Source organism: Candidatus Bipolaricaulis anaerobius, assembly GCF_900465355.1.
In the GTDB taxonomy this organism is placed as follows: domain Bacteria; phylum Bipolaricaulota; class Bipolaricaulia; order Bipolaricaulales; family Bipolaricaulaceae; genus Bipolaricaulis; species Bipolaricaulis anaerobius.
Genome location: NZ_LS483254.1, coordinates 792921 through 805213, shown reverse-complemented (window position 1 = coordinate 805213; position 12293 = coordinate 792921). Strand labels below are relative to the sequence as shown.

13 protein-coding genes and 1 tRNA gene are annotated in these 12293 nt (G+C 66.2%); 13 read left to right on the top strand and 1 reads right to left on the bottom strand.

The features are described from left to right. The first annotated feature begins 1 nt into the window (after position 1). The gene (locus tag BARAN1_RS03955; RefSeq protein WP_231944233.1) at positions 2-955 is read left to right on the top strand and encodes a radical SAM protein; all 954 of its coding nucleotides are present in this window, start codon (positions 2-4) and stop codon (positions 953-955) included. Between the two features lie 467 nt (positions 956-1422). Here BARAN1_RS03955 and BARAN1_RS03950 read toward each other — a convergent pair whose 3' ends face one another. Continuing rightward, positions 1423-2190, bottom strand: a complete 768-nt coding sequence (locus tag BARAN1_RS03950) for a Rossmann-like domain-containing protein (RefSeq protein WP_122031088.1) — start codon at positions 2188-2190, stop codon at positions 1423-1425. Between the two features lie 143 nt (positions 2191-2333). On the opposite strand from BARAN1_RS03950, the gene BARAN1_RS03945 reads away from it, so the two are divergent. From BARAN1_RS03945 to BARAN1_RS03890, 12 genes are all read left to right on the top strand, one after another. Beyond that, complete coding sequence (locus BARAN1_RS03945; protein ID WP_122031086.1) at positions 2334-3302, top strand: ABC transporter ATP-binding protein; 969 nt, start codon at positions 2334-2336, stop codon at positions 3300-3302. Further along, positions 3302-4027, top strand: coding sequence for an ABC transporter permease (locus tag BARAN1_RS03940; RefSeq protein ID WP_122031084.1), 726 nt, complete (start codon positions 3302-3304; stop codon positions 4025-4027). Before BARAN1_RS03945 ends, BARAN1_RS03940 begins: the two co-directional genes overlap by 1 nt. Before the next feature lie 226 nt (positions 4028-4253). Then, positions 4254-4655 (top strand): RrF2 family transcriptional regulator, encoded by a 402-nt coding sequence (locus BARAN1_RS03935; protein WP_122031081.1) that lies wholly within the window; start codon positions 4254-4256, stop codon positions 4653-4655. A gap of 180 nt (positions 4656-4835) precedes the next feature. Further along, entirely contained in the window at positions 4836-5051 is a 216-nt protein-coding gene (locus BARAN1_RS06860) for a 4Fe-4S binding protein (RefSeq protein WP_122031078.1), read from the top strand. 705 nt (positions 5052-5756) lie between these two features. Further along, positions 5757-6602 (top strand): Mrp/NBP35 family ATP-binding protein, encoded by an 846-nt coding sequence (locus BARAN1_RS03920; protein ID WP_122031073.1) that lies wholly within the window; start codon positions 5757-5759, stop codon positions 6600-6602. Beyond that, entirely contained in the window at positions 6599-7450 is an 852-nt protein-coding gene (locus BARAN1_RS03915) for a damage-control phosphatase ARMT1 family protein (RefSeq protein WP_122031071.1), read from the top strand. The genes BARAN1_RS03920 and BARAN1_RS03915 overlap by 4 nt, the downstream gene beginning before the upstream one ends. A gap of 34 nt (positions 7451-7484) precedes the next feature. Then, positions 7485-7916 carry a Fur family transcriptional regulator gene (locus tag BARAN1_RS03910; RefSeq protein WP_122031068.1) on the top strand — a complete coding sequence of 144 codons (432 nt, stop codon included), beginning with the start codon at positions 7485-7487 and terminating at the stop codon, positions 7914-7916. A gap of 10 nt (positions 7917-7926) precedes the next feature. Next, positions 7927-8015: transfer RNA gene (locus tag BARAN1_RS03905), tRNA-Leu, on the top strand. 8 nt (positions 8016-8023) lie between these two features. After that, entirely contained in the window at positions 8024-8563 is a 540-nt protein-coding gene (locus tag BARAN1_RS06715) for a hypothetical protein (protein WP_231944232.1), read from the top strand. Then, the gene (locus tag BARAN1_RS06820) at positions 8532-8924 is read left to right on the top strand and encodes a ComEA family DNA-binding protein (protein WP_320410379.1); all 393 of its coding nucleotides are present in this window, start codon (positions 8532-8534) and stop codon (positions 8922-8924) included. Before BARAN1_RS06715 ends, BARAN1_RS06820 begins: the two co-directional genes overlap by 32 nt. A gap of 92 nt (positions 8925-9016) precedes the next feature. Further along, a complete protein-coding gene (acs, locus tag BARAN1_RS03895) occupies positions 9017-10987 on the top strand; it encodes an acetate--CoA ligase (protein ID WP_231944231.1) in 1971 nt (656 codons plus the stop codon). Positions 10988-11066: 79 nt separating this feature from the next. Beyond that, positions 11067-12293, top strand: a complete 1227-nt coding sequence (locus BARAN1_RS03890) for an L-lactate MFS transporter (protein ID WP_122031060.1) — start codon at positions 11067-11069, stop codon at positions 12291-12293.

Here is a 12293-nt window from a genome sequence, read left to right as displayed (position 1 = left end):
GGTGGAGGTCGCATTTGGACCCGTGCCGTCGCGGCGGCTGGGGAGGTCTTTGGGGATCAACAACATCCCCCCAAAGATTTGCACCTATTCCTGCGTCTATTGTCAACTTGGCCGCACGTTCCGGATGCAGGTGGACCGGGATGCGTTCTACGATCCGGAGGAGATCATCCGGGCGGTGGAAGCGAGGCTGAGCGAGCTGCGGAGGAAGGATGAGCCGGTGGACTACTTGACATTCGTCCCGGACGGGGAGCCCACCCTGGACCTAAACCTGGGCCAAGAGATCGAGTTGCTGAAGCAATTAAGCATCCCCGTCGCCGTGATCACCAACAGCTCGCTCATCTTCCGCGAAGCCGTCCGGGAGGAGCTTTCCCAGGCGGATTGGGTATCCCTCAAGGTGGATGCAGCAAGTGAACCGGTTTGGCGGCGGATCAATCGGCCGCACAAGGAACTCGACCTGGCTGAAATCAAACAGGGTCTGCTGGAATTCGCCCGCACTTTCCGAGGAACGCTCGCCAGCGAGACGATGCTAATCCAGGGTTTGAATGAGGACACCGCGGAGCTCGAAAAGACAGCCAAGCTCCTCGCAGAGTTGGAACCGGCTATCGCCTACATCGCGATCCCCATGCGGCCGCCGGCAGAGGCGTGGGTTAAGCCCGCGGACGAAGGTGCAGTGGCCCGTGCCTATGCCTTATTCAGCGAACGCCTTCCCCGAGTGGAGCTCCTCATCGGCTACGAGGGAAATGCCTTCTCCACTATTGGGGACGCTGTCCAAGATCTCCTCTCCATCACCGCCGTTCACCCCATGCGCAAGCAAGCCGTACAGGAACTCCTGGCAAGAGACCGCGCCGCCTGGGAAGTGGTGCGAAGACTTCTTGCAGAGGGAAAGCTCGTCGAGCTCACCTATCGTGGAGAGCGGTTCTACCTGCGCAAGCTCTCCGGCCGTAGTGCGGGGTGATTCCCTGGAGGATAAAGGGACCGAAGAACTGTTCGATCGGCTGGCCGAACGGTACGACGCCTGGTTTGATGAGGAGGGAAACCTTCCGTTTCAGATCGAACTTGAGGCGTTTCGCGCAGTCCTTTCGGCACTCCCCGGCCCTGGCTCGAGGTCGGGGTAGGGAGCGGCCGGTTCGCCGAAAGCTTGGGGATCGGCGTGAGCATTGCCCCGTCCAGAAAGCTATTGGAGATGGCCCCTGGGGTAGGCTCTATGTCGAGGAGGGGAAGAGGGGGCATCCGTTCTACTCCCATGCCCTGTTCTACACTCTGGACGAGCTCGAAGCATTGCTTACAGAGACAAGCTTTCGACTTGAATACTGCGTCTCCACCCTGTTTCAGCCGCCAGGCCAAGTTACCGAACTTGAACTTCCCCGGGAGGGTTACGATGCCTCCGCGGGCTTTACGGTGCTTGTGGCCCGAAAGACGGTTCTATTGCACCGAGCACCAAGTCCTGACAGCGCCGCCGAGCTCCTTCACCGTTTGGGTTCCTGGGCCGCCTTGGACGAAGTTCCCCTGGTTAAGCCACTCCTTCACCTTTGGGACATCCTCGACGAGCACCCCGCACACGAGCCGAAAGCCGATTTCGTGCAGGGCCGCGGGGAGAAGGCCCGCCGAAGGGCCGACGATGGCCCGGTTGGGAATGGCCTTGATGAGCTCAAGGAGCCTGGGAAAGGTGGGGACGGCGATGGCGGCGCCGGTCACCACTGCGGCGGCAAAATCCATGGGAAGGGCCTCGATGAACGTGTCGGGCAGGGCCCCATGCCGCAAGCGGGGATTGCGCTCGAGCACCGTCACCTCCGCCCCCAACCCCAAAAGCTCGTGCGCGAACGGGCCCATGTTGCCCACCACGAGGACCCTGTCCCCTTCCTTCGCCCCGAGAAGCTCGATTGGGGAGGCATCGAACAGGAGATCCGTGCGCCTCCGGAGCGCCGGGACCGAGGCGGCATTGGCCGCCGCCCAGGCGAGCGCCCGGAGGGCCATGTTCCCCTCCTCTCGTAGCGCGAACAGATCCCGTGCGGAGCTTCCCAAGAGGGGCCAGAACGGGAATCGGGCAAAATCCTCGAGCGGGGTGTGGTAGAGGCCGAGATACCCCCCAGCGAGTTCCACATAGACGTCGCTCAGGGCGATGCAGTAGTCCACCACGTTGAGGTCCAGGGCCTCGCCAAGTTTCTTTTCCGCGAGCTCACCAAGCTCCATTCACTACCTCCAAGGCGTCCAAGGTTTTGGCGGAATAGGCAGGGCTGAGTATACTGGTGAGGCGTGTATACGCACATTACTGGTACGGGGGAAGGCCCCCGAAGTTCTGGAAGACGGTGCCGGGCTTGGCGAGCGGAGAGTGAATGAACGTGGACCGGGTGATCCAGGTTGAGGGGCTCACCAAGGCCTACGGGGACCTGCTCGCCGTGGACCAAATCAGCTTCGCGGTCCAAGAAGGGGAAATCTTTGGGTTCCTCGGCCCAAACGGGGCTGGGAAGACCACCACCATCCGCATGCTCACCGGCCTCTCTCAGCCCACCGCCGGCACGGCCCGCGTGCTTGGCTTTGACATCCGCACGCAGGCGGCCCAAGCGAAACGACACATCGGGGTTGTCCCCGAGCAATCCAACCTCTACGACGAGCTTTCGGCCAGGGATAACCTCCTGTTCATGGGGGAGCTCTTCGGGGTCCCGCGTGGGGAGCGAAGGCGCCGGGCAGAGGAACTCCTGCGCATGTTCCGGCTGGAGGATCGCAAGAATAGCCATTTTGCTGCGCTTTCGCGGGGGATGAAGCGGGCCCTCACCATCGCCGCGGCCATGGTTCACCACCCTAAACTCCTCTTCTTGGACGAGCCCACATTAGGCCTCGACGTGGCCGCAGCCCGATCACTGCGGACCTTGATCGCTGGGCTCCACGACCAAGGGGTGACGGTGTTCCTCACCACCCACTACCTGGAGGAAGCCGACCTCCTCTGCGACCGGATCGCCATTTTGGTTTCGGGGAAAGTAGTGCGGACTGGGACCCCGGCGGAGCTCAAGCGAGCAGTGGGGGGGAATTCGGTGATCGAGGTCCGGTTCGGAAAACCCGTGCCCGAGGCGCGGGATGTGTTTACCAGCCGCCTCCCCGGCGCGCAGGTGGTGGCGATGAGCGGCCATGAACTTCGTATCCTGGGCGGGGATCCCGCTCAAGCGTATAGGGTTGTGTTCGCCTTCTCCGAGGAGAAGGAGGTGGCGATCGAAGCCGTGAACACCGTAAAACCTAGCTTGGAGGACGCATTCCTCAAGATCACCGACCTGAGCCCAGTGGCGATGACTCAGGAGAAGGGGAAGTGATGTGGCGGGATGAGCTGCGCGGCGTTTGGGCCATCGTCCAAAAGGACATGCGCACCTATTACCTCAAGCCCCCAGCGGTGAGCTGGGGGACCGTGTTCCCCATCACTTGGATCCTCGCCTTTTACCTGCGGAGCCCACGGGACTTCGCTGAGCTTGTTCCTGGTCTCATCGCTATGACGGCACTGTTCAGCACCACGGCGGCCGAGGCGGTGGTGATCAATTTCGAGCTCCGTCTGGGGTCGCTCGAGCGGTTGCTCCTCGCGCCCATCGGCGTGCCGGCGGTGTTCCTGGGCAAGGTGCTTGGGGGCGTCTTGTTCGGCTTGATAATGACGGCCGCCGTCGCCCTGGGGTCGATCCTCGCCCTGGGCCTTTCTGTGAACGTGGTCTACCTCATCTCGGTGACGATCCCGGCGCTCCTCGCGTTCTCCTCGCTCGGGGCACTTCTGTGCGTCTTAGTGCGGGAGGTGTTCGAGGCCCAGACGCTGCTCAACCTCCCCCGGTTCCTCATGATCTTCCTGAGCGGGGTGGTGTACCCGGTTGCGGCCATGCCCCGGGCGCTTCAGGTCCTGGCCCGCGTCCTTCCGCTCACCTACGCCGTGGACGGGCTCCGGGGCGCCTTTTGGGGTCCGGGTGCGGCGGCTTACGTGGACGCGCTCGTCCTCCTGGGCTTTGCTCTGGCGTTCGTGGTTCCGGGGATGCGGCTCCTCGCCCGCCGGTTCGAGTAAGCGGCTTCCCCCTGTGATGTCTCAAACCCAGAGGTTTTGCACGTAGTTACAGAGAAAAAAGCCACCACTAGGACGCCGAGATTCAAAGGATCATTTTAGAATTGGAACCTCCAATTCCCGGTGGTTTGGCGGTAGGCTCTGTGCGTTCTCTGTGGCAACTCCCAGGCTTGACAGGGGGGGGAACTTGGCCATAATAAAGGGATAAAGAGGTCGATTTATCTTGAACATGTTCTCCCGTACCGCAAAGTACGCGATCATGGCCCTGACGGAGCTGGCTGCCGGGGATCGCTCGCTCAAGATCCGGGAGTTGGCCCAGGCTGCCGGGATCCCCCAGCCGTTCTTGGCCAAGCTCATCCCCCCCCTGGTGCAGGCCGGGATCATCACCTCCACCCGGGGCAAACGGGGCGGCCTCGCCTTCGCCCACCCCCCGGAGGAGATCTCCCTGGCCGAGACGATCAGGGCAGTGGAAGGGGACCGGCTCATGCTGGATTGCCCCTTCTCCCTCACCCCCTGTGGAGGGCAGGAGGATTGCCCCCTGGCGCCCCTGTGGGACCCGGTGCGGCAAAAGATCGTGGCGTTCCTGGAGGCGACGAGCCTGGCCCAAGTGGCCAAAAGGAGGAAGCGATGAGCGAGGCTAGCGGTGAAGCTAGAAAACGGGCCCTCCCTGGACGCGAATTGCGTACGGCGAAGGAGGAAAGCGATGCCGCAGGGTGACGGAACTGGACCTTTTGCCGGCTGAGGCAGGGGGCTGGGTCGCAGCGGAGGCCGCGGCTGGGGAAGAAGGCTCGGCGGGGGCGGCGCGCAGGGAATGGCTGCCCCGGGAGCGCGCTTCAGAGCCGCCGCAACGTCGGAGACCGGCGTTCCCATCGTGGATATGGCGAAGTGCATCGGGTGCGGACAATGCGCCAATGCCTGCCCACACCGGGCAATCGAGATGGGCGATGGGAAAGCGTGGGTGAGTTCGGCCCTCTGCCGGCGATGCGGGATGTGCCTGCCCGGGTGTCCGACCGGAGCGTTGAGCTAGCTGATGCACGTTCTCGTCCCGTACGACAGCGTAGCCTATCCCCCTCTCCGCGGGGGATGGGGGAGTCTGCGCCCTCGTCGAAATGAGGGAATGCAGACTCCTATTCGATACCGGGTCAGATCGGCTGGTGCTCGCGCACAACTCACAGGCCATGGACGTGGACCTGGCCCCCATCACTGACATCTTCACCATGCCGCTTGCAACCACGTCGGCAGGCTCCCCTACGTGCTAGAGAAGGCCACAGGGGTACGCGCGTGGGCCCCGGAGGGGATGGCCTCCCACCTCCGACAGCGGGCACGAGGCGCGGGGTTTACCTCGTGGACGAGCCCTGCGACCTTGGAGGAACGCTCTTGTCGATGGGGACGATGGGCCGTACGGTACGGGAACACGAACTGGTGATAGCCACGCCGCAGGGCGGTGTGCTCATCTTAGGGTGCGCCTACCCCGGCGTGGAACGAACGGCGAGCCATGCCGCCGAGATCAGCGGAGCCAAGCTCCGCCTCGTTCGAGGTGGGTTCCCCCTCGGTGGGATCCCGTCGCCGAGGACCCGCGAGGCGGCAGCGCGCCTGGCCAACGCTGAGGACTCTGGGGCTCCCGGGCACTGCACGGGGAAGGAGTCGACGACGACCTCGTCGTACGGTTGAGGGGTTCAGAGGCCCTCAGGGCGGGGGAGAAGGCGTGTAGAGGGTTTCGAAGGGGGAGGAGATGAACAAGCCACAGCATGTGCTCATGGTCCTGTCGGGGAAGGGCGGTGTGGGGAAGTCAACGGTGGCCGTGAACGTTGCGGTCGCGCTTGCCCACCGCATGCAGGTCGGGCTGCTCGATGCCGACCTCCACGGTCCGAATGTGCCGAAGATGCTCGCCATCGAGGATCGACCGATGCCGATCCGCGATGGGAAACTCTATCCCGTGGTTACCCCCCACAACCTGGCGGTGGCCTCGATCGCGTTCGCTCTCCCCACTCGAGACGCCCCCGTCATCTGGCGGGGGCCACTCAAGATGAAGGCCATCCAGCAGTTGCTCGAGGAGGTGGAGTGGGGACCCCTCGACCTCCTCGTCGCCGACCTCCCCCCGGGGACAGGGGACGAAGCCCTGTCCGTGGCCCAGCTCGTGGGGAAGGCAGCGACCGCGGTCGTGGTCACGACGCCCCAGGACGTGGCCCTCCTCGATGCGGGCAAGGCGGTGACGTTCGCCCGCAAGGTGGGCGTGGACAGGATCGGCGTAGTGGAGAACATGGCGTCCCTCGTCTGCCCTCACTGCGGGGGGGAGATCGACCTCTACGGAACGGGCGGCGGGGAGAGGCTCGCTCGAGAGATGGACGTTCCCTTCCTAGGTCGCATCCCACTCATCCCGGAGGTGGTCCGCGGGGGGGACACAGGCCAGCCTGCGGTGCTGGTGCCGAGCATTCGCGAACCGTTCCTCGCGGTCGCTGACGCGATCTGGTCGCTCGTGATCGGTGCCCCACAAACGGGGGCAATCGGCACTAGGCAGGGGCCCTCCACGGGCCGGGCCCGGCGAAAGAACCGTGGCGAGCAGGAGAGCCCCCAGTGAGGACCTACCCGGAGTGCATCCCGTGCATCCTGCGGGCGACCGTGGCCGGAGCACGCCTCGCTCGGGCTGGAGAGGCGGCGGCGTGGGGGATCGCGACGGAGGTCGCCCGGCTCGCGGCGTACTGGGACCGATCACAGCCCCCGATCCTCGTCGGGGCGGAAGCCGGCCGGTCGTTGCGGAGGACCCTCGGGGTCGCCGATCCGTACCACGCGGAGAAGCAGGCGGCCAACGCCGCGGCCCTTGCCCAGTACGCACAGTGGAAGGATGAGGTCGCCCGGGCTCCCGATCCGTTGCTCCACGCGCTGCGGCTGGCCGCGGCGGGGAACAGCCTCGACCTCGGGCTCCACCCCCGCCTCGACTGGACGGGAGTGGATGCGGCGGCCGCCCTCCCGTTCGCGCGGAGCGACTACGATCGCTTCCGTGAGGCGCTTGCGGCCGTGCGGGGGGTCCTCTACCTCGCCGACAACGCGGGGGAGATCGTCCTCGATCGGATCCTCATCGAGGAACTGCGGGCCCGTGGCCTGACGGTGACTGTCGCCGTGCGCGGCGGGCCCACGCTCAACGACGCCACGACCGACGATGCCCACGTGGTCGGGTTGGATGAGGTCGCGGAGGTCATCACCACCGGGTCCGACATCCCCGGGGTGAGCCTTCCCTCCGCTTCGCCCCAGTTCCGAACCTGGTTCCGAAGCGCAGAGCTCATCCTGAGCAAGGGGATGGGGAACTTCGAGGGCCTATCGGCGGAGCGAGCGCCGCTCTTCTTCCTCCTCCAGGCGAAGTGTCCGCCGGTGGCGCAGGAGACCGGGGTCGAGGTGGGCCGCCTCATCTTCCTCCGCGGGCCGGGTTGACGGTCGCCCAGCGCTGCGGCACAGTGGTGCGGACATGACCCGTGCGGTGGACATGTTCGAGACCTTCCTCAGGCGGCGGGGCCTCCACGTCACCCGGTCGCGGCGGGCCGTGGTCGAGGCTGTGTTCGCCCTCCCCGCCCACTTCGAGGCGGCGGACCTGTGGGCCGCCCTGCGGGGCGTGGTCTCGTCGGCGGCCACGGTGTACCGCACCCTGGAACTCCTCGAGGAGGCGGGGCTCGTGCGCCGCGTGTCGTTCGGCGAGGCCCACGCCCACTACGAGCACGTGCTGGGGCGGGAGGACCACGGCCACCTCGTGTGCCGCCGGTGCGGGCGGGTGGTGGAGTTCTCCGACCCGGCGCTGAAGAAGGTGGTGACCGAGGCCGCGGCGCGCCACGAGTTCACGCTCGCGGAGGTCGTCGTGCAGGGGTACGGGGTGTGCCCAGCATGCCGGGCCGCGGAGCTATAATCCCCTGAGTGCCGGGGTGGCGGAATGGGCAGACGCGCGGGACTCAAAATCCCGTGCCCGGAGACGGGCGTGTGGGTTCGACTCCCACCCTCGGCACCATGACGACGATGACCGATTCCGTGCGGATTCTGGGATACCTACTCCGCGGCCGAACCTCGCTCTGGCAGTGCTACACAGCCGTATCGTGGCGCACCTGCGCGGGCTGCCTGGCGTGGCACGGCCGGATCGTGGCCGACCCTCAAGCGTTCCCCTCGCACAACGGTTGTCCCCATGAGGTGCGTCGTTTCCCCGTGTGGAGGCTAGCGGCCTACCGCGCCCACGGGCAGCGGATGGCGGAGCGGGCCCGGGAGGAGCTCCACCGCCGCGAGCTCCTCCGCCAAGCGCTGGCCCTTCTCCCCACCGATCCCGAGCGGAGCCTGAGCCTGTTCGATCGAGCTGCGTCCGTGAACGTGTACCTCCCCGAGGTCGAGAGCTTGGCCCGCGATCCGGCCCTCGCCGACCCCAACCTTCGGGCCCAGCTGCGGGAGATCCTCCTCCGCCACTGGAAGTCCAAGTTCGCCCGGGACCGGTACGAGCGCCAACCCGAACTCGCCCGTACCCAACAGGAGGAGTGGGGTGTCCAGCGGATCAAGGAGCTCCTCCCGTAGGCCTCCCGCGGAGCCGCGGTTCTGGGCGGCGGCCGCCCTCGTGTTCGCCCTCCTCGTGTGGGCGGGCCTGCGCCTCATCCCTCCCCCCTCTCCCGTTCCGCCCCGCCTTGAACCGGTGGACATCCCAGCAGTCGTCATCCCGATCGAGTTCAAGCTCCCGGGGAAGATCAACATCAACACGGCCTCCGCCGCGGACCTCGAGAAGCTCCCCGGGATCGGCCCCGCCCTCGCGGCGCGCATCGTCGCCTACCGGGAGGAGCACGGCCCGTTCGCACAGGTGGATGACCTGACCCGCGTACCGGGGATCGGTCCCAAAACCCTCGACGGGTTCCGCGACCTCGTCACCGTCGGCGAGGAATGATCCATCGTGGAGCCTCGCCTGTGAACGGGGTTAGGCCTTGGGTATCATGCCGCGGGTCCAGCCTGACCCGACGAAGGAGGCATACCACAGTGGTGAAGGAAGCGACGTTGAACGGAGTGCAGTGGGTCGTCCCCGACCCCAAGCGCGAGAACTGGTACTGGCCGAGTGAGGCCCTGAAGGTGCATGCCTGGGCATCGGATGCGAAGATCTACGCCCAGGCGGCAGCGGATCCGATTGCGTTCTGGTCCCAGCAAGCCGACCAGCTCACGTGGTCCAAACAGTGGACGAAGGCCTACGAGGATGAGCCCTTCGCCTATCGGTGGTTCGTGGGCGGAAAGCTTAACCTGTCCTACAACTCGCTCGACCGCCACGTCGCAGCGGGGAAGGGGGGGAAGACCGCCCTCATCTGGGAGCCAGAGCCAGTGGACGAGCCCAGCCGAATTTTCACCTACCAGGAGCTCCTCGCCGAGGTGTCCCGGTTCGCCAACGCCCTCAAGGCGCTCGGGGTCCGGAAGGGGGATCGGGTGGGGATCTACCTCCCGATGATCCCGGAGGCCGTGATCGCGATGCAGGCCGTGGTGAGGATCGGCGCCGTGCACACGGTCGTGTTCTCGGCGTTCTCGCCGGAGTCGCTCCGGGACCGGCTCCTCGACTGCGGGGCGAAGGTCCTCATCACCGCGGATGGCTACTACCGCCGTGGCAAGAAGATCCCGCTCAAGCAGCAGGCGGACCAAGCTCTGACCGGCACCTCAGTGGAGAAGGTGGTCGTCGTCCGCCGGGCAGGGAACGAGATCCCGATGCAGAAGGGGCGCGACGTGTGGTACCACGAATCCGTCGCCGGGCAGTCCACGCACTTCCCGCCGGAGGAGATGGACGCCGAGGACCTGTCCTTCATCCTCTACACGTCGGGCACGACGGGGAAACCTAAAGGGGTAATGCACACCACCGGTGGGTACGCGGTCCAGGTCTATGCAACGTCCAAGTTGGATTTCAACCTGCACGAGGACGACATCCACTTCTGCACCGCTGACGTGGGGTGGATCACCGGGCACTCCTACATCAACTACGGCCCGCTCATGAACGGGGTAGCGACGCTCGTCTACGAGGGGACGCCCGATGCCCCGGACTTCGGCCGGATGTGGCAGATCATCGCCAAGCACAAGGTGACGGTGTACTACACCGCGCCGACCGCGATCCGGATGCACGTCAAGTGGGGCGAGGAGTGGCCAGCCAAGCACGACCTCTCCTCCCTGCGGGTCCTGGGGACGGTCGGGGAGCCGATCAACGAGGAGGCATGGCACTGGTACTTCGAGCACATCGGGGGCAAGCGGTGCCCGATCATCGACACGTGGTGGCAGACCGAGACCGGGGCGACCTGTGTCCAGGCCCTGCCCGGCATCGGCCCCTTCATCCCCACTGTGGCCGGCCGCCCCTTCCCGGGGATCCGGGCGAAGATCGTGGACGCGGGCGGGGTCCCCGTGAAGACGGGCGATGGCGGCTATCTTGTGATGGAGCCGCCGTTTCCGCCGGCCCTGCTGCGGGGACTGTACGGGGACAGCGAGAAGTTCCGCGCCACGTACTTCGGCGAGTTCGGCCCCCGGCTCTACTTCACCAAGGACGGAGCGCGGATGGACGAGATGGGGAACATCCGCATCACGGGCCGGGTGGACGACGTGATGAACGTCGCTGGCCACCGGCTGGCGACGGCCGAGGTCGAGGACGCGCTCGCCCAACACCCGCTCGTGACCGAGGTCGCCGTGGTCTCCAAGCCCGACGAGGTGAAGGGCGAGGTCCCGGTGGCGTTCGTCCTCCTCAAGAAGGGTGTCCATCCATCGGAGGACCTGAAGAAGGATCTCATCAAAACGGTGGATCAGCACATCGGGCCCACGGCACGGCCAGCGGCGATCTACTTCACGGAAGACGTGCCGAAGACCCGCTCCGGGAAGATCATGCGCCGGATCCTGAAGGCGCTCGTCCGCAACGAGCCGATCGGTGACCTGACCACGTTGCGGAACCCGGAGTGCGTCGAGGACCTCCAGAAAGCCGTGGGGTACAAGGCGTAGGTAGGCGATCACGGGGATGGAGGCACGATCAGGGGCGGACCAGGGGTCCGCCCCTTGAGTTCGCGCGAGGAGGGGGAGTATGGAGGAGATGCGGGTGCTGGGACTGCCGGCGGAGAAGGGCCGGTGGGGGTACGTGGCGCTGGGGTTCGTGGCCAACGTGTGCATGGGAGCGGTCTACGCGTTCAGCGTATTCCGGAAGCCGCTGGAGGAGCTGTGGGGGATCAGCGCGACCTCAAGTGGCCTCCCGTTCATGGTCTTCCTCGCCGTGTTCGCCCTCGGGATGGCGCTCGCAGGGGGGCTCGTCGAGCGGTGGGGGCCGCGGAAGACGGGGATCCTCGGGGGCATCCTCGTCGGGCTGGGCTGGATCCTCGCGGGTTTCTCTCCCAACATCGGGGTTCTGACGGTCTTCTACGGGGTGATCGCGGGAGCGGGGGTCGGTGTGGCGTACGGTTGCCCGATCGCCGTGGCCGGGAGATGGTTCCCTGACCGGCGAGGCCTGGCGGTGGGGCTCACCCTTGCCGGGTTCGGTGCCTCGGCCCTCGTCGTCGCCCCGATCATGAACGCCCTCATCTCCGCCCACGGCCCGCTCCGCACGTTCCTCGTCCTCGGGGTGGCGTTCCTCGTGGTCATGGTCCTCACTTCCCTACCGATGGTGTTCCCTCCCGCCGGGTGGAGGGTGGCCTCCCCGCAGGGGAAGGCCGCGCCCTCTGCGCTCGACCTCGACCGCCGCGAGATGGTGCGGAGGCCCACGTTCTGGGCCCTGTGGGGCACGTACACCATCGGGTGCCTCGCGGGCCTGATGGCGATCGGCATCGCTGCGCCATTCGGTCAGGAGGTGGCCAACCTCTCAGCAGGGCTGTCCGCGGCCGCCGTGTCGGTGTTCGCCGTGTTCAACGGGGTGGGACGACCTCTGTTCGGCTGGCTGACGGACCGCCTCACCCCGCGCTACGCGAGCACGCTCTCGTTCGTGCTCATCTTCCTCGCCGCCCTCCTCCTGTGGCGGGCTGGGGGGAGCCAGGTCGCGTACTTCGTGGGGTTCAGCCTGCTGTGGCTCAACCTCGGGGGGTGGCTCGCCATCGCCCCGGCCGCGACGGCGACCCTGTTCGGCACCGCCCACTACGCCGAGAACTACGGGCTCGTGTTCACCTCGTACGGGGTGGGGGCGATCGTGGGGAACGTGATGTCGGGCCTCCTCCATGACCTGAGCTCGTACGTCGCCGTGTTCCCGCCCGTGATGGCCCTCGCCGCAGTGGGGATCGTCGTCGCGCTCGTGGGGCTTCGCCCTCCCATGAAGAAGGGGTCCTAG